This is a genomic window from Kitasatospora sp. NPDC002040 (assembly GCF_040296785.1).
Taxonomy (GTDB): Bacteria; Actinomycetota; Actinomycetes; order Streptomycetales; family Streptomycetaceae; genus Kitasatospora.
The window spans coordinates 623432-640868 of the sequence record NZ_JBEOXV010000003.1; the positions used below are offsets into that span (position 1 = coordinate 623432).

Genomic DNA, 17437 nt, shown 5'->3' on the forward strand with positions numbered 1-17437 from the left:
GACGCAAGACCCCAGCCGAATCGGCCGCTCGACCCGGTGACAACCCGTCCGGGTGGACGATTGAGGTAGGACCGGCGACCGACCCCCGCCCCCAGGACCCTCAACCTGGCGGGGACGGCAGAACCCGAGAAGAGACAGGCAGATGACCGAGCACGCCGCCCCCCGCCGCGGGGACACCCCGGCCACCCACGCTCCTGCGCCCAGCGTCGTCGTCGAGACGATGACCGGTGCGCAGTCGCTCATCCGCTCGCTCGAGGCGGTGGGCGCGGACACCGTCTTCGGTATCCCGGGCGGCGCCATCCTCCCGGCCTACGACCCGCTGATGGACTCGCAGAAGGTCCGGCACATCCTGGTCCGGCACGAGCAGGGCGCGGGGCACGCGGCCACCGGATACGCCCAGGCCACCGGCAAGGTGGGCGTCTGCATGGCGACCTCGGGCCCGGGCGCGACCAACCTGGTCACCCCGATCGCCGACGCGTACATGGACTCGGTCGCGATGGTGGCGATCACCGGCCAGGTCGCCTCCAAGGCGATCGGCACCGACGCCTTCCAGGAGGCGGACATCTGCGGCATCACGATGCCGATCACCAAGCACAACTTCCTGGTCACCGACCCGGCCGAGATCCCCCGGGTGATCGCCGAGGCGTTCCACATCGCCGCCACCGGCCGCCCCGGCCCGGTCCTGGTCGACATCGCCAAGGACGCGCTGCAGGCCACCACCACCTTCCGCTGGCCGGTGGAGACCTCGCTGCCCGGCTACCGCCCGGTCACCAAGCCGCACGCCAAGCAGATCCGCGAGGCCGCGAAGATGCTGGTCGCCGCGAAGAAGCCGGTGCTCTACGTCGGCGGCGGCGTGCTCAAGGCGCAGGCCAGCGCCGAGCTGCGGATCCTGGCCGAGCTGACAGGCGCCCCGGTGGTCACCACCCTGATGGCGCTCGGCGTCTTCCCGGACAGCCACCCGCAGCACCTGGGCATGCCCGGCATGCACGGCTCCGTCCCGGCCGTCACCGCGCTGCAGAAGGCCGACCTGCTGTTCACCCTCGGCGCCCGCTTCGACGACCGGGTGACCGGCAAGCTGGACAGCTTCGCCCCGTACGCCAAGGTCGTGCACGCCGACATCGACCCGGCCGAGATCGGCAAGAACCGCCCGGCCGATGTGCCGATCGTCGGTGACGCCCGCGAGGTGCTGGCGGACCTGATCGTCGCCGTCCAGGCCGAGTTCGACGCCGGCCACAAGGGCGACTACGCCGACTGGTGGGTCAAGCTGAACGAGTGGAAGAAGACCTACCCGCTCGGCTACGAGACCGCTCCCGACGGCGGGTTGGCGCCGCAGCAGGTGATCGAGCGGATCGGGCAGCTGGTCGGCTCGGACGCGATCTACGCGGCGGGCGTCGGCCAGCACCAGATGTGGGCCTCGCAGTTCATCAACTACGAGAAGCCGGCCACCTGGCTGAACTCCGGCGGCGCGGGCACCATGGGCTACGCCGTCCCGGCCGCGATGGGCGCCAAGGCGGGCCGGCCCGACCTCGCGGTCTGGGCGATCGACGGTGACGGCTGCTTCCAGATGACCAATCAGGAACTGGTCACCTGCGCGCTGAACAACATCCCGATCAAGGTCGCGGTCATCAACAACGGTTCGCTGGGCATGGTCCGCCAGTGGCAGACCCTGTTCTACAACCAGCGCTACTCCAACACCGTGCTGCACGCCGGCCCCGAGCACGACGGCATCGCCGCCCCGGCCCAGGGCACCCGGATCCCGGACTTCGTGCTGCTCTCCGAGGCGATGGGCTGCGTCGGCCTGCGCTGCGAGCGCCCGGAGGACCTGGACGCGGTGATCAAGCAGGCGATGGAGATCAACGACCGCCCGGTCGTGATCGACTTCATCGTCCACCAGGACGCCATGGTCTGGCCGATGGTGGCCGCAGGCACCAGCAACGACGAGATCCTCGCCGCCCGGGACGTGCGCCCGGACTTCGGCGACGACCTCGACTGAAGCCCCAGACAGACCGATAGAGAGTCATGACTATGTCCAAGCACACCCTCTCCGTCCTGGTCGAGAACAAGCCCGGCGTGCTCGCCCGCATCGCCGCGCTGTTCTCCCGTCGGGGCTTCAACATCGACTCGTTGGCCGTCGGCCCGACCGAGCACCCGGACATCTCCCGGATGACCATCGTGGTCAACGTGGAGGACCTCCCGCTGGAGCAGGTCACCAAGCAGCTGAACAAGCTGGTCAACGTGATAAAGATCGTCGAACTCGACCAGTCCGCCGCGATCCAGCGCGAGTTGGTCCTGGTCAAGGTCCGGGCCGACGCCGAGTCGCGCTCGCAGATCGTCGAGATCGTCCAGCTGTTCCGGGCCAAGACCGTCGACGTGTCGCCCGACGCGGTGACCATCGAGGCCACCGGCAGCTCGGACAAGCTGGAGGCGATGCTCCGGATGCTGGAGCCGTACGGCATCAAGGAGCTGGTCCAGTCCGGCCTGGTGGCGATCGGGCGCGGTGCCCGGTCCATCACCGACCGCTCGCTGCGCGCCCTCGACCGCAGCGCCTGAACAAGTCCCTGACCAGGACCTGTCTCACACCCTGAAGCACTGCCCCACACCACCGCCGGGTCCACGTACGGTAGGTACGCACCGGCATCACCACCACGCAAGGAGATGTGCCCCCGTGGCCGAGCTGTTCTACGAAGACGACGCTGACCTGTCCATCATCCAGGGCCGCAAGGTCGCGGTCATCGGCTACGGCAGCCAGGGCCACGCCCACGCGCTGTCGCTGCGTGACTCGGGCGTGGACGTCCGGGTCGGCCTCAAGGAGGGCTCGTCCTCCCGTGCCAAGGCCGAGGAGGAGGGCCTGCGCGTCGTCACCGCCGCCGAGGCCGCCGCCGAGGCCGACGTCATCATGATCCTGGTGCCGGACCCGATCCAGTCCGACGTCTACGAGGCCGACATCGCGCCGAACCTGAAGGCGGGCGACGCCCTGTTCTTCGGCCACGGCCTGAACATCCGCTTCGGCTTCATCAAGCCCCCGGCCGACGTCGACGTCTGCATGGTCGCCCCCAAGGGCCCGGGCCACCTGGTCCGCCGCCAGTACCAGGAGGGCCGCGGCGTCCCCGCCATCGTGGCCGTCGAGCAGGACGCCACCGGCAAGGCCTTCGACCTGGCGCTCTCGTACGCCAAGGGCATCGGCGCCACCAAGGCCGGCGCGATCAAGACCACCTTCACCGAGGAGACCGAGACCGACCTGTTCGGTGAGCAGGCCGTCCTCTGCGGTGGCACCGCCGCCCTGGTCAAGGCCGGTTTCGAGACCCTGGTCGAGGCCGGCTACCAGCCGGAGATCGCCTACTTCGAGTGCCTGCACGAGCTGAAGCTCATCGTCGACCTCATGTACGAGGGCGGCCTGGAGAAGATGCGCTGGTCCATCTCGGAGACCGCCGAGTGGGGCGACTACGTGACCGGCCCGCGCATCATCACGGCCGACACCAAGGCCGCGATGAAGCAGGTCCTGACCGAGATCCAGGACGGCACCTTCGCCAACACCTGGATCGCCGAGTACAAGGCCGGTCTGCCGAAGTACAACGAGTACAAGAACGCCGACGCCGACCACCTGCTGGAGACCACGGGCAAGAAGCTCCGCGGCCTGATGAGCTGGGTCGACCAGAGCGCCTGATCGGCTTGTACAAGACGGCTGTTCCCGTCCGGGTGATTTCGCCGGACGGGAGCAGCCGCTCCTGTCGCCCGTCGATACACTTCCGAGTGCGCGTCAGGCCCACAGCGTCGTGCGTCTATCTACGCGGCATGCCACCTTCCCCCGCTTTCCACGCCACCTTCGTGCGCGCGGGGAACCGGACAGTTAAGGACACACTGTCGTGAGCAAATCCGTAGTTCTGATCGCCGAAGAGCTGTCGCCCGCCACCGTCGACGCACTGGGTCCCGACTTCGAGATCCGGCACTGCAACGGTGCGGACCGCACCGAGCTGCTGACCGCGATCGCCGACGTGGACGCGATCCTGATCCGCTCCGCCACCAAGGTGGACGCGGAGGCGCTGGCCGCCGCGAAGAAGCTCAAGGTGGTCGCCCGTGCGGGCGTCGGCCTGGACAACGTGGACGTGGCCGCCTCCACCAAGGCCGGCGTGATGGTCGTGAACGCGCCGACCTCCAACATCGTCACCGCCGCCGAGCTGGCCTGCGGCCTGCTGATCGCCTCGGCCCGCAACATCGCGCCCGCCAGCACCGCGCTCAAGGCCGGCGAGTGGAAGCGCAACAAGTACACCGGCGTCGAGCTCTCCGAGAAGGTGCTCGGCGTGGTCGGCCTCGGCCGGATCGGCGTGCTGGTCGCCCAGCGGATGTCCGCCTTCGGCATGAAGATCGTGGCGTACGACCCCTACATCCAGGCCGCCCGCGCGGCCCAGATGGGCGTCAAGCTGCTCTCGCTGGAGGAGCTGCTCGAGGTCTCGGACTTCATCACCGTGCACCTCCCGAAGACCCCGGAGACGATCGGCCTGATCGGCGACGAGGCGCTGCACAAGGTCAAGCCGACCGTGCGGATCGTCAACGCCGCCCGCGGCGGCATCGTGGACGAGGCCGCGCTGGCCTCCGCGCTGCGCGACGGCCGGGTGGCCGGGGCCGGCCTGGACGTCTACGCCAAGGAGCCGTGCACCGACTCCCCGCTGTTCGCCTTCGACAACGTGGTGGCCACCCCGCACCTGGGCGCCTCCACCGACGAGGCGCAGGAGAAGGCCGGCATCGCGGTCGCCAAGTCGGTCCGGCTCGCCCTGGCCGGCGAGCTGGTCCCGGACGCGGTCAACGTCCAGGGCGGCGTGATCGCCGAGGACGTGCGCCCGGGTCTGCCGCTGGCCGAGAAGCTCGGCCGGATCTTCACCGCGCTGGCCGGCGAGGTCGCCGTCCGCCTTGACGTCGAGGTCCGCGGCGAGATCACCCAGCACGATGTGAAGGTGCTCGAACTCTCGGCGCTCAAGGGCGTGTTCGAGGACGTCGTGGCCGAGACGGTGTCCTACGTCAACGCTCCGCTGTTCGCCCAGGAGCGCGGCGTCGAGGTCCGCCTCACCACCTCCAGCGAGTCGCCCGAGCACCGCAACGTGATCACCGTGCGCGGCACCCTGGCGGGCGGCGGCGAGATCGCCATCTCCGGCACGCTCTCCGGCCCGAAGCAGACCCAGAAGATCGTCGGCGTGGACGCGTTCGAGGTGGACGTGGCGCTCACCGACCACATGGCCTTCTTCAAGTACGAGGACCGCCCCGGCGTGGTCGGCACCCTCGGCCGGATCCTCGGCGACGCGGGCATCAACATCGCGGGCATGCAGGTCGCCCGGGACGGCTCCGAGGCGCTGGCCTCGATCACCGTGGACAGTGAGGTCTCGCAGGAGGTCCTGACCGAGATCGCGGGTGCGATCGGCGCGCAGTTCGCGCGTTCGGTCAACCTCGGCTGACCCTCCGTCAGAGCTCTGACCTGGGCCCGGACCGCTTCGGCGGTCCGGGCCCTTCGTCGTCCGGGTGACTCCTGTCTCAGATACTAGGAAATCCAACTATCCGTGCAGACAGCACCCGTTCCAGGTCGTACCTTGAAAGGGTCGTACGGTGAGCCGCCCCTCCTACTGGAGGGCGCCAGGCCCGCACGCGCATGTACGCACCATGGCAGGCGATCCCTGGCCGGCGTACCCGAAACCCTCTTCCGAGCACGACCTCAAGGAGTTCGGTATGCCCCCCACCGCAGACCGTCACGCCGCCGCTTCCGCCACCCAGGCCCAGGCCCCCCGCCGCCGTCGCCGCAGCGAGCCCAACCCGAACGCGTCCGCCGCCCTGCAGCGTGCGCTGGACCGCCGCGACAACGGCGGCGCCACCGGCCACTGAGCCGGTTACGGGTACTGGGCCGAACGCCTGACGATCCGTCACCCGCAGGAGTGCAGTGCGTGCTCCAACGAGGGACAGTGCTCGCACTCTCCGGCGCGATGATCCTAATTTGGTGCCTCCGGAAGGGTGATCGGGGTCCGCACGGCGCGGACCGGCCAGAGCCCCTGCCGGGGGAGACAGCCCCGTGCGCACCAGATCGGCACTCCGGCTCGGCATCGCCCTGCTGACCGGCTCGCTCGCCCTCGCCGCCGTACCGCTCTCCGGTGCGGCGGCCGAGCGCGGTACCAACGCCCGCAGCAGTGTCCTGCTCGAACTCGACACCGAGCCGGTCGCCCCCGCCTGGCAGCGCGCCGCCGCCCGGGCCGGGAGCGAACGGCGCTCGCCGGACGCGGTCCGGCGGGCGGCCGCGGCCGCCGGGGCCGAGCAGCGCCGGGCGGCGGTCCGGGCCGCCGACCAACTCGCGGGCGCGGTCCGGCGGTCCACCCCCGCCGCGCGGGAGCTGTACCGCACCCACACCCTGCTGACCGGCGTCGCGGTCAGCGCCCCGGCCGCCGCACTGCCCGCGCTCGGCCGCCTGCCCGGCGTGCGCGCGGTGCACCCGATCGCGCTGAAGCAGCGGGTCAACGGCTACTCCGTCCCGCTGCTCGGGGCCCCCGCGGTCTGGGCCGGACAGCCCGGCGGCACCGGGCAGCCCGGCAACACCGGCCGGGGCGTCAGCATCGGCATCATCGACTCCGGCATCGACTACACCCACGCCGACTTCGGCGGCCCCGGCACCGAGCAGGCGTTCAAGGACGTGGACGGTGCCGCGCCCGCCCCCGCAGGCCTGTTCCCGACCGGGAAGGTGTTCGGCGGCCGGGACCTGGTGGGCGACGCCTACGATCCCTCCTCGACCGAGAACGCGACTCCGAAGCCCGACGCCAACCCGATCGACTGCGCGCTGAACGGCCACGGCACCCATGTCGCGGGCACCGCCGCCGGGTTCGGCGTCACCACGGCCGGCCAGACCTACCGGGGCCCGTACACCGGCGGCCTGGACCCGGCCGGATTCAAGGTCGGCCCCGGCGCCGCCCCCGAGGCCCGGCTGTTCGCGATCCGGGTGTTCGGCTGCGACGGCTCGACCGACCAGCTGAGCCAGGCGCTCGACCTGGCCGCCGACCCGGACGGCGACGGCGACCCGAGCGACCGCCTCGACGTGGTGAACCTCTCGCTCGGCAGCCCCTTCGGCGGCCCGGACGACGCGGACGCGGTCGCCGCCGACCGACTGGCCGCGCTCGGCACCGTGGTGGTCGCGGCGGCGGGCAACGAGGGCGACGTGTACGCGATCGGCGGCAGCCCGGGCACCGCGCCCCGGGTGCTCACGGTGGCCGCCTCGGTCGACTCGCACGGCGACGCGGACGGCCTGCGGGTGCTGGCCCCCGAGCCGCTGGCCGGGCTGGTCCCGGCGCACTGGAGCGCCAAGTACCAGCACTGGGCGGACCGCGAGGTGCAGGGCCCGCTGGCCCTGCCGGTCGACCAGGCGGACGGCTGCACGGCCTTCTCGGCCGCCGACGCGGCCCGGCTCAAGGGCAGGGTGGCCCTGCTGGCCTGGCGCACCAAGGACCCGGACCGGGCCTGCGGCTCGGCGCTGCGGGCCGACCACGCGGCCGAGGCCGGTGCGCTGGGCGCCCTGTTCGCCGCCGACGGCGACCACCTGGGCGAGCTCGCGGGCAACGACAAGGTCCCGGTGGCGATCCTGGCCAGGGCGGACGGCGAGCGGCTGGTCAAGGCGGTCGGGGCCGGCCCGGTGACCGTCCAGCTGGCCACTCCCGGCAACCCGTTGCACGGTGCGGTGGCGCAGGACCAGCCGCAGCGGACCGACACCCTGACCTCCTTCACCTCGCGCGGCATCGGGCAGCCGGGCCTGGTCAAGCCGGACCTGGCCGCGCCCGGCGAGACCATCTGGTCCGCCAAGGCCGGCGCCGGCTCGGGCGGGATGCGCGAGGACGGTACCTCGATGGCCTCCCCGCACGTGGCCGGGCTGGCCGCGCTGGTCCGGGCCGCCCACCCGGACTGGACCGTGGCCCAGGTCAAGGCCGCGCTGATGAACACCACCGGCGACACCTGGCTCGGTGACGACCGGTCAGGTCCGGTCTACGGCCCCGAGCGGACCGGCGCGGGCCGGGCCAGGGTGGACCTCGCGGTGGCCACCCCGGTGGTCGCGTACGCGGCCGGCCCCGAGGCGGACGGCGCGGTCGGGCTCTCGTTCGGAGCCGTCCCGGTCACCGGGCCGACCGGGCTGAGCCGGGAGGTGGAGCTGCGCAGCTTCGCCGACCGCCCGCTGACGTACCGCACCGGCTACCTGGCCGCGACCGAACTGCCCGGCGCCGCCTTCGAGCTGACGCCCGCCCAGGTCACGGTCCCGCCCGGCGGCACCGCCCGGGTCACCGTCACGCTGCGGGTGCCCGGGCAGCTGGACCGGGCCCCGGACCCGACCCTGGACCTGCTCCAGGGCGGCAAGGCGCGCAGCTACCGGGGCGAGCTCTCCGGCCGGCTGCTGCTGACCCCGGCCGAGGCCGGGCCGCCCGCGCTGCGGGTGCCGCTGTTCGCCGCGCCGCACGCGGCCTCGGAGCTGACGGCGGGTCCGCAGGTCCGGGCCGCCGGGAGCACCATGCTCAGCCTGACCGGCACCGGCGCGCCGACCGCGCGCGGGGCGCTGGTGAGCGCCGTCGCACTGGGCGGCGAGGCGGCCCGCTGGCCGGACTGCCCGCTCGGGGGCGCCGAGGAGGAGAAGTCCGCCGACACCTGCGTGACCAAGCCGGGCGACCGGGCGGCCAACCTGCGGGCGGTGGGCGCCGCCAGCGACGCCCCCGCGGTCGGCGGCGAGCCGCTGGAGAACGGCACCCTCTACCTGGCCGCGAGCCTCTGGGCGCCGTCCGCGACCCCGGTCGGCACCTTCGCGGTCCGCGCCTCGCTGGACACCGACGGGGACCAGGTCACCGACGTGGTGGTGGCCGCCGACCGGCTCAAGGGCAGCGACGTACTGGTGGCCAGGACCCTGGACGCCAGGACCGGCGAGGAGCTGGACGTCCAGCCGCTGAACGGCCGCTGGGGCGACACCGACACCGGCCTGCTGGACAGCGACACGGTGCTGCTGCCGGTCCGGCTGGCCAAGCTGCCGGGGCTCAGGCAGAGCACCTCGAAGATCAGGTACGGCGTGTGGACCGGCTACGTGACCCCCGGGCGGCCGAACCCGGCGGAGGCGCTGTCCTCGATCGGCCTGGCCGGTGAGCGGCCCACCCTGGGCATCGACGTGCTGGCCCCGGCGCTGGACGTCCGGGCCGGGGCGGGCGGTCCGGCGGCCGTCGCGGTGCCCGAGCAGCCCGGCACGGTGCTGGAGGTCAGGCGGCACGGGGCCGGGACGGACCGGCTGCTACTGCTGCACCACTTCAACCCCGACGGGCGCCGGGCCCAGACCGTCCGGCTCCGCTGAGCGGGCCGGGGCGGACGGCCGCACCGAGGCCCGGCCGGTGAGCACCAGCCGGGAGAGCACGAAGGTGACCGGGATCGCGACCACGGCAGCCAGCAGTGGCGCGATCCGCTCGTCCATCCGCACCCCGTGCACCAGCAGCAGCACCCCGCCGCTCTGCACCAGGTAGTTGGTGAGGTTCGGCAGCGGGAAGAGCAGGAACTTCCGCCAGCTCGGCCGGGTGCGGTAGGTGAACCGGGTGTGCAGGAAGAACGAGCCGACCATGCTCAGCAGGAACGCGGCCGTGAAGGCGGCGAAGTACGGCAGGACGGGGTGCAGCGCGAGGTAGAGCAGGTAGAACGTGCCGGTGTTCACCAGCCCGACCAGGCCGAACCTGACCAGCTGCCAGAACTGCGTTTTCACCCGGCCTCCCTGCCGTCACCCGGATGCTACCGAACCCGGCCCGCCGCGCCGCGACCTCCGCCGCAGCAGGGCGACCAGCGCGACCCCGACCAGCGCCGCCAGCGCCGCGCCGCTCACCGCCGCACCCTCCACCAGCCCGGGGGTCCGGTAGGTGCAGGCGATCGCGGTGGTGCCGGTGCCGAGCGGGACGCCGATCATGCCGAGCACCGGGCTGGGCGGCTGTTCCGGGCCGCCGTCGGCCGAGCAGCGCCAGCCGGTGGCGGCCGGGACGGCGATCAGCGCGGTGCCGGTGGAGCCGGGCGGCAGGTCGGCGGTGAGGGTGTGTCCGGTGCTGTGCACCCCGGTCGCCCGGACCGGTCCGGCCAGCACCCGGGCGAGTGCGGCCCGGTCCAGGCAGCCGACCGGCTGGGCCGGGATCTGGGTGGCGGCCCCGGTCCGCAGCTCGACCCGGACCCGGCCGTCGGCGGGGGTGTCGCCGAGCGGCCGGATCGGCATCGCGATCACCGGCTGCCTGCCCCGGCTGACGTACTCGGCGTCCGGGCCCCGCACCGTGCCGTTGAACCAGGGGCCGTGGAAGAGCACCGCCGAGCCGGGGGTGCAACTGCCCTCGAAGGTGGTCCAGGCGCCGTCCGCGGGGGTGGCCGGGATCGACCAGCCGCTGCTGCCGTGCAGGGTCGGGGCGGGTCCGGCGGCCGGGGTGAGCTGCGGCACCTGGTAGACCGCGGCGCCGAGCAGGGCCTGCTGCCTGCTCCAGACCGAGGAGGTGTCGGGTCCGGGACCGTCCGGCCGGAGCGTGACCAGCGGGGCGGCGGCGGCCCGCCCGACGGTGAAGCCGTCCGGGGCCAGGCCGTCCTCCAGGTAGGTGGTCACCCCGAACAGCGCCCGCCCGACCGGGTCGGCCGGGCTGAGCGTGTGCCGGCCGCCGAGGTACCAGCCCGCGCCCAGGTCGTGCAGCAGCTCGGCGGTGGTGCTGGGCAGGTAGCGGGAGGAGTACCCGCCGCCCTCGCCGCCGAGCAGCAGCGGGTCGTTGGCCGTGAACTCGTGCGGTCCGGGGTCGGTCCGGCTGCGCGGCCAGTCGTCGGCCCCCCGGATCACCCGGTACGCCGCCGACCGGCCGGCGGTGCTGCCGGGCCGGTCGGACGGCAGGTCGCGGGCCACCGTGACCGAGTACGCCGACCAGGTGGCCCCGGCCAGCACACCGACCGCCAGCACGGCCCCGGCCGTCCGGCGGAAGGCGGTGCGCTCCAGCAGCAGGAGCGCGCCGGGCACCAGGACCCCGCCCACCCCGACCAGGACCCAGGTCGAGCCGGTGACCGAGCTCTGCCCGTGGCCGAGCAGCGCGACCAGCGTCACCGCCCCGGTCCCGCCGGCCAGCGCGAACAGGTCGGGGCGGCGGGCGAGCGAGACCCAGGCGGCCATCACCAGCAGCCCGCTCAGGACGAAGGCGGCCCGGTAGGGGCTGTCGTTCGGCAGCGTCAGCCCGTGCCAGAGCAGGATGGTCGGCTTCCACACGAAGCTCGCCCCGACCAGCACCAGCAGGGCGTACCAGCCGACCCGTTCGCGCACCGGCACCCTGCGGTTGAACGGCAGGGCGGCGACCAGCACCAGGCCCAGCATGCCGACGAAGATCTCCGGCAGCGGGTGGTCCGGGCGGCCGCCGGGCAGCAGCTGGGCCAGGTAGCCGGCCACCCCGGGCGGCCCGTCGTACGCCGCCAGCGGGGCCGGCTGGGCGACCCTGCGGGCGGGCAGGGTCACGGTCAGGACGGGGGCGGCCAGCAGGACGCCGAACAGCACCATGCTGGCGGCCCGGGCCAGCAGCTTCAGCCGGACGTGGAACGGACGCCCCGTCAGCAGCACCACCCGCAGCAGCAGGACCAGGCCGGCGCCGGCGGTGGCCATCGCCCCGGTGTAGAAGTTGCCCGCCCAGGCCACCGCCACCGCCACCGCGCCGAGCGACCAGTGCCGCTGCCGCAGGCAGAGGTCGCAGGCCAGGCAGACCAGCGGCAGCGAGACCAGGCCCCACATCCACATCGGGTTCGCCGCGCCCTCGCCGAGCACCCAGGCGCAGAGCCCGTAGCCGACCGCGAGCAGGGCCCGCTGCCAGGGCGGGCCGGGGTGCAGGCGGCCCAGGAAGCGGGTCATCACCGCCGCGCCGAGGCCGATGCTGAACAGGGTGGCCAGGAAGACCGGGAGGTTCACCGCGTCGCGCGGGAACAGTCCGACCAGCCAGGAGAACGGGTTCATCAGGTAGGCGACGAAGTCGGCCAGGAAGGGTGCGCCGTAGCCGCTGTTCCAGTTGAACAGCAGGTCACCCGTGGTGTTCCCGTGCAGCAGGTCCCACAGGTGGGCGTGCAGCGGGACGAACTGGTCGCCCAGGTCGCGCCCGGCCCGCGCGCGGGCACCGAACGGGTACGTCCCGTGGAGGGCCGACGCCAGGCAGTACGCGCCGGTCGAGATCCCGGCCGCGAGCCCACCGGCCCCCAGCTCCGTACGGCGCGATCCGCTCACGGGGTGGCACTCCTGACGTTCCGTCCGCTCAGTTCGGGCATGAGGACAAGTTGCGCCCGGTCGGCGGGCCGGGACCGGTACGACACGCGGTGTCCGCATGGCGGACGCCAGGTGTCAGCCCATGGGACGCGGAGTAGGGTCGCCTGCATGTCTCGCAGCCTTCGTCTCGCAGTTATCCCCGGTGACGGCATCGGCCAGGAAGTCGTGGCCGAGGGCCTCAAGGTGCTCGCCGCCGTCCTCCCCGCCGATGTCAAGGTGGAGACCACCGAGTACGACCTCGGTGCCCGGCTCTACCACCGCACCGGCGAGACCCTGCCGGACGCCGTGCTGGAGGAGCTGAAGACCCAGGACGCGATCCTGCTCGGCGCCATCGGCGACCCGAGCGTCCCGTCCGGGGTGCTGGAGCGCGGGCTGCTGCTCAAGCTGCGGTTCGCCTTCGACCACCACATCAACCTCCGCCCGGGCAAGCTGCTCCCCGGCGTGCAGTCCCCGCTCGGCGGCGACCCGAAGATCGACTTCGTGGTGGTCCGCGAGGGCACCGAGGGCCCGTACGTCGGCAACGGCGGCACGCTGCGCACCGGCACCGAGCACGAGGTCGCCACCGAGGTCAGCCTGAACACCGCGTTCGGCATCGAGCGCGTGGTCCGGGACGCGTACAGGCGCGCCGCCGCCCGCCCGCGCAAGAAGCTCACCCTGGTGCACAAGAACAACGTGCTGGTGCACGCCGGCCACCTGTGGTCGCGGATCTTCGCCGAGGTTGGCCAGGAGTTCCCCGAGGTCAGCACCGACTACCTGCACGTGGACGCGGCGACGATCTTCTTCGTCACCCAGCCCGAGCGCTTCGACGTGATCGTCACCGACAACCTGTTCGGCGACATCCTCACCGACCTGGCCGCGGCCGTCACCGGCGGCATCGGCCTGGCCGCCTCGGGCAACATCAACCCGACCGGCGCCTTCCCGTCGATGTTCGAGCCGGTCCACGGCTCGGCCCCCGACATTGCGGGCCAGGGCAAGGCCGACCCGACCGCCACCGTGCTGTCGGTCGCCATGCTGCTGGAGCACCTCGGCTTCGCCGAGGAGGCCGCCAGGGTCGAGGCGGCCGTCGCGGCCGACCTCACCGAGCGCTCCGGCGCCCGTTCCACCTCCCAGGTCGGCGACGCGCTCGCCGCCCGAGTATCCGGCTAGCGGGCCGGTTTCACTCCACGCAACAGCCGACCGGCTGTTCGGCACGGCCCTCTGGATGCGAGTATCGACAGTGGGCCGTGCTTTCGTGTGTTCGATCACCGACGGTGGCGGCCCGGACCAACCCCACGGTGAAGGACAGACAGTCATGAGTACGCCCACCCAGGCGCCCATCACGTTCGACCTCAAGCCCTCCGCGCACCCGCTCTCCGACAGCGAGCGCACGGCCCGGCTGACCAACCCCGGATTCGGGCGGGTCTTCACCGACCACATGGTCACCATCAGGTGGACCGAGGGCCGGGGTTGGCACGACGCGCAGCTCACTCCGTACGCGCCGCTGGAGATCGACCCGGCGAACATGACGCTGCACTACGGCCAGGCGATCTTCGAGGGCATGAAGGCGTACCGCCAGCCCGACGGCTCCATCTCCACCTTCCGCCCCACCGCCAACGCCGAGCGCTTCCAGGCCTCCGCCCGCCGGCTCGCGATGCCGGAGCTGCCGGTCGAGACCTTCGTCGAGGCGGTCGAGCTGCTGGTCCGGCAGGAGCAGTCCTGGGTGCCGAGCGAGCCGGAGCAGAGCCTCTACCTGCGCCCGTTCATGTTCGCCACCGAGGTCGGCCTGGGTGTCCGCCCGGCCAACTCGTACCTCTTCATGATCATCGCCTCCCCGGCCGGCGCCTACTTCCCCGGCGGCGTGAAGCCGGTCTCGGTCTGGCTCTCCGAGGAGTACGTCCGGGCCGCCCCCGGCGGCACCGGTGCCGCCAAGTGCGCCGGCAACTACGCCGCCTCGCTGGTCGCCCAGGCCCAGGCCGCCGAGAAGGGCTGCGACCAGGTGGTCTGGCTCGACGCCGCCGAGCACCGGTGGATCGAGGAGATGGGCGGGATGAACCTGTACTTCGTCTTCGGCCAGGGCAAGGACGCGAAGATCGTCACCCCCGAGCTCTCCGGCGCGCTGCTCCCCGGCATCACCCGGGCCTCGCTGCTCACCCTGGCCTCCGACCTCGGCTACGCGGTAGAGGAGCGGAAGATCTCCACCGACGAGTGGAAGCAGGCCAACGCCGACGGCACCCTCACCGAGGTCTTCGCCTGCGGCACCGCCGCCGTCATCACCCCGGTCGGCTCGGTCAAGTCGGCCCGCGCCGACTGGACGGTCGGCACCGGTGAGCCCGGCCCGGTCACCATGGAGCTCCGCAAGACCCTGCTCGCCCTCCAGGGCGGCCAGATCGCGGACACCCACGGCTGGCTCCACAAGATCGTCTGACCTCCCGTCCGGGCGTCCCGCCGACTGCGGGACGCCCGGCCTGGGTAACCTCGAACCACCCCGCTCGTTGAGCCTTGCGGACCGGAAGGAGGGGCCATGAGCGCCGCGACCCACGACTTCGCCGAGATCTGGCAGGACCAGGGCGATTACCTCCTCGAAGCCTTTCTGGCCCTGGACACCCCCGAGGGATTCAAGGCCGAGCTCATCGAGGGGGAGATCGTCGTGACCCCACCACCGGATGGTGACCACGAGACCGCGATCGGGCGGATCGCCCGACAGGTGTTCCAGCTCTGCACGGCGGAGATCGACTTCGCCCCGGGCAAGGGACTGATCGTCCCGGGTGGGCGGTACATTCCGGACGCCACCTTCGCCGAGCAGGACGCGATGCTCGGCCGTGGTTCCTGGTCGGAGCCGGACGGCGTTCTCCTGGTCGTCGAGGTCACGTCCAGTCGGCCGGAGAAGGACCGGGAGGCAAAGCGGAAGGGCTACGCGAGTGCAACCATCCCGCTCTACCTGCTGGTGGACCGTCAGCAGAACCGGATCGTCCTGCACAGTGAGCCCGCACGTGGCGACTATCGTGCTGTGAACTGGGTGCCGGTCGGGGAGCCGTTGCCCTTGCCCGCACCGTTCGACTTCGAACTGAGGACGGACCGGCTGCACTGACCGTCCCGGATCGCGAGACGGGTGGGCCGGATCGCGGATGGCTGTGCCAGACTCCGAGTGTGTCCTCGCTTTCGCTGATTATTAGCAGCAGGCGCGCCGGTCCGCAGTGACCGCTCACGAATAACCAGATTCGCGGAGCGACCACCAGCGTCCAGACCCGCGCGCAGACCTCTCGCATCCGCGAGGGGTCTTTTGTTTTGGCCCGGACCGGCCACCGGCCCCTCACGAGGGGGCTCGGGGACACCGGGAGCGCGCGGGATGCTGGACAGTGGAGCCGGATCACGTATCCCGGCAACAGCAGTAACTCCCCGAAGGAGACCCAGGGTCATGACCGAGGCCAGCCCCCGACCCCACGACAGCTTCCACGTCTTCGACACCACGCTGCGCGACGGCGCCCAGCGCGAGGGCATCAACCTCAGCGTCGCCGACAAGCTGACCATCGCCCGGCACCTGGACGACTTCGGCGTGGGCTTCATCGAGGGCGGCTGGCCCGGGGCCAACCCGCGGGACACCGAGTTCTTCGCCCGGGCCGCAGCCGAGCTGGAGTTCAAGCACGCCCAGCTGGTCGCCTTCGGTGCCACCCGCCGGGCCGGCGGCAAGGCCGCCGAGGACCCGCAGCTGGCGGCGCTGGTCAACTCCGGCGCCCCGGTGATCACCCTGGTGGCCAAGTCGCACGACCGCCACGTCGAGCTGGCGCTGCGCACCACCCTGGACGAGAACCTGGAGATGGTCCGGGACAGCGTCGCGTACCTCCGCTCGCAGGACCGCCGGGTCTTCATCGACTGCGAACACTTCTTCGACGGGTACAAGGCCAACCGCGAGTACGCGCTCGCCGTGGTGCGGGCCGCCCACGAGGCGGGGGCCGACGTGGTGGTGCTCTGCGACACCAACGGCGGGATGCTCCCGGCCGGGGTGCGCGAGATCGTCGCCGACGTGATCGCCGTGACCGGCGCCCGGATCGGCATCCACGCCCAGGACGACACCGGCTGCGCGGTCGCCAACACGCTGGCCGCCGTGGACGCGGGCGCCACCCACGTCCAGTGCACCGCGAACGGCTACGGCGAGCGGGTCGGCAACGCCAACCTGTTCCCGGTGGTCGGCGCGCTGGAGCTGAAGTACGACCGCCGGGTGCTCCCCGCCGGGAAGCTGCCCGAGATGACCCGGATCTCGCACGCCATCGCCGAGGTGGTCAACCTGGCCCCCTCCACCCACCAGCCGTACGTCGGCTTCTCCGCCTTCGCGCACAAGGCCGGACTGCACGCCTCCGCGATCAAGGTCGACCCCGACCTGTACCAGCACATCGACCCGGAGCTGGTCGGTAACACCATGCGGATGCTGGTCTCCGACATGGCCGGCCGGGCCTCGATCGAGCTCAAGGGCAAGGAGCTCGGCTACGACCTCTCCGCCGACCGCGACCTGGTCGGCCGGGTGGTGGCCAAGGTCAAGGAGCAGGAGAACCTCGGCTTCACCTACGAGGCCGCCGACGCCTCGTTCGAGCTGCTGCTCCGGGACGAGGTCCGCGGCAGCCGGCAGCGGTTCTTCTCGCTGGAGTCCTGGCGGACCATCAGCGAGCAGCTGGCGGACGGCAGTTCGGGCAACGAGGCGACCGTGAAGCTCTGGGCCAAGGGCGAGCGCCGGATCGCCACCGGCGAGGGCAACGGCCCGGTGCACGCGCTGGACCAGGCGCTCCGCACCGCGCTGGAGCACATCTACCCGCAGCTGGCCCAGCTGGAGCTGGTGGACTACAAGGTCCGGATCATGGAGGGCGAGCACGGCACCAGCTCCAAGACCCGGGTGCTGATCGAGTCCACCGACGGGGTGGCCACCTGGTCCACGGTCGGCGTGGCCGACAACGTGATCGGGGCCTCCTGGCTGGCTCTTGAGGACGCCTACACCTACGGCCTGATCCGGGCCGGGCTCGACCCGGCCAGCTGACCTGGCGTCAGAAAGGGCCCGCCGTGACGACGGCGGGCCCTTTTCTGTGTCCTGGTCTCACCGGAGTCGGGCGAGGAGGGCGTGTTCGACGAGGGTGATGAGGGCGCTTTTGGCGCTGTCGCGGCGGCGGGCGTCGAGGGTGATGACGGGGG

Annotated in this window: 12 protein-coding genes and 1 pseudogene; 10 read left to right on the forward strand and 3 right to left on the reverse strand. The window is 72.3% G+C overall.

The features are described 5' to 3' along the window. Positions 1 to 142 precede the first annotated feature (142 nt). From ABT118_RS13050 to ABT118_RS13075, 6 genes are all read left to right on the forward strand, one after another. Entirely contained in the window at positions 143 to 1993 is a 1851-nt protein-coding gene (locus ABT118_RS13050; protein ID WP_350664826.1) for an acetolactate synthase large subunit, read from the forward strand. Positions 1994 to 2025: 32 nt separating this feature from the next. Further along, the gene (ilvN, locus tag ABT118_RS13055; protein WP_350664846.1) at positions 2026 to 2550 is read left to right on the forward strand and encodes an acetolactate synthase small subunit; all 525 of its coding nucleotides are present in this window, start codon (positions 2026 to 2028) and stop codon (positions 2548 to 2550) included. A 115-nt stretch (positions 2551 to 2665) separates the two neighbouring features. Further along, entirely contained in the window at positions 2666 to 3664 is a 999-nt protein-coding gene (gene ilvC / locus ABT118_RS13060; RefSeq protein ID WP_350664856.1) for a ketol-acid reductoisomerase, read from the forward strand. A gap of 199 nt (positions 3665 to 3863) precedes the next feature. Beyond that, on the forward strand, positions 3864 to 5444 hold the full coding sequence (gene serA, locus ABT118_RS13065; protein WP_350664867.1) for a phosphoglycerate dehydrogenase: 1581 nt from the start codon (positions 3864 to 3866) through the stop codon (positions 5442 to 5444). Between the two features lie 268 nt (positions 5445 to 5712). Continuing rightward, positions 5713 to 5865: a hypothetical protein gene (locus ABT118_RS13070; protein WP_350664873.1), complete on the forward strand. Its 153-nt coding sequence runs from the start codon at positions 5713 to 5715 to the stop codon at positions 5863 to 5865. Positions 5866 to 6049: 184 nt separating this feature from the next. After that, positions 6050 to 9337 carry a S8 family serine peptidase gene (locus tag ABT118_RS13075; protein WP_350664883.1) on the forward strand — a complete coding sequence of 1096 codons (3288 nt, stop codon included), beginning with the start codon at positions 6050 to 6052 and terminating at the stop codon, positions 9335 to 9337. On the opposite strand, the gene ABT118_RS13080 is transcribed toward ABT118_RS13075, so the two are convergent. Both ABT118_RS13080 and ABT118_RS13085 read right to left on the reverse strand, forming a co-directional pair. Beyond that, positions 9278 to 9736: a GtrA family protein gene (locus ABT118_RS13080; protein ID WP_350664894.1), complete on the reverse strand. Its 459-nt coding sequence runs from the start codon at positions 9734 to 9736 to the stop codon at positions 9278 to 9280. The two genes, ABT118_RS13075 and ABT118_RS13080, sit on opposite strands and share 60 nt — an antisense overlap. A 15-nt stretch (positions 9737 to 9751) precedes the next feature. Beyond that, the gene (locus ABT118_RS13085; RefSeq protein ID WP_350664911.1) at positions 9752 to 12244 is read right to left on the reverse strand and encodes a YfhO family protein; all 2493 of its coding nucleotides are present in this window, start codon (positions 12242 to 12244) and stop codon (positions 9752 to 9754) included. Between the two features lie 147 nt (positions 12245 to 12391). On the opposite strand from ABT118_RS13085, the gene ABT118_RS13090 reads away from it, so the two are divergent. The 4 genes from ABT118_RS13090 to cimA all read left to right on the forward strand — a co-directional run bounded on the left by ABT118_RS13090 (position 12392) and on the right by cimA (position 17285). Then, positions 12392 to 13429 carry a 3-isopropylmalate dehydrogenase gene (locus ABT118_RS13090; protein WP_350664922.1) on the forward strand — a complete coding sequence of 346 codons (1038 nt, stop codon included), beginning with the start codon at positions 12392 to 12394 and terminating at the stop codon, positions 13427 to 13429. Positions 13430 to 13574: 145 nt separating this feature from the next. Further along, complete coding sequence (locus ABT118_RS13095) at positions 13575 to 14687, forward strand: branched-chain amino acid aminotransferase (protein ID WP_350664932.1); 1113 nt, start codon at positions 13575 to 13577, stop codon at positions 14685 to 14687. 96 nt (positions 14688 to 14783) lie between these two features. After that, on the forward strand, positions 14784 to 15350 hold the full coding sequence (locus ABT118_RS13100) for a Uma2 family endonuclease (RefSeq protein WP_350664947.1): 567 nt from the start codon (positions 14784 to 14786) through the stop codon (positions 15348 to 15350). 327 nt (positions 15351 to 15677) lie between these two features. Continuing rightward, positions 15678 to 17285, forward strand: coding sequence for a citramalate synthase (gene cimA, locus ABT118_RS13105; RefSeq protein ID WP_350664961.1), 1608 nt, complete (start codon positions 15678 to 15680; stop codon positions 17283 to 17285). A 57-nt stretch (positions 17286 to 17342) separates the two neighbouring features. Here the strand turns inward: cimA and ABT118_RS13110 are convergent. Beyond that, positions 17343 to 17437: pseudogene (locus tag ABT118_RS13110) on the reverse strand (ATP-binding protein); the annotation flags it as partial.

Bases quoted from the DNA above. Each gene is read 5' to 3' on its own strand.
- ilvN (WP_350664846.1), top strand. From the start codon at position 2,026: ATGTCCAAGCACACCCTCTCCGTCCTGGTCGAGAACAAGCCCGGCGTG.
- ABT118_RS13095 (WP_350664932.1), top strand. From the start codon at position 13,575: ATGAGTACGCCCACCCAGGCGCCCATCACGTTCGACCTCAAGCCCTCC.
- ABT118_RS13050 (WP_350664826.1), top strand. From the start codon at position 143: ATGACCGAGCACGCCGCCCCCCGCCGCGGGGACACCCCGGCCACCCAC.
- cimA (WP_350664961.1), top strand. From the start codon at position 15,678: ATGACCGAGGCCAGCCCCCGACCCCACGACAGCTTCCACGTCTTCGAC.
- ABT118_RS13090 (WP_350664922.1), top strand. From the start codon at position 12,392: ATGTCTCGCAGCCTTCGTCTCGCAGTTATCCCCGGTGACGGCATCGGC.
- ABT118_RS13100 (WP_350664947.1), top strand. From the start codon at position 14,784: ATGAGCGCCGCGACCCACGACTTCGCCGAGATCTGGCAGGACCAGGGC.
- ABT118_RS13070 (WP_350664873.1), top strand. From the start codon at position 5,713: ATGCCCCCCACCGCAGACCGTCACGCCGCCGCTTCCGCCACCCAGGCC.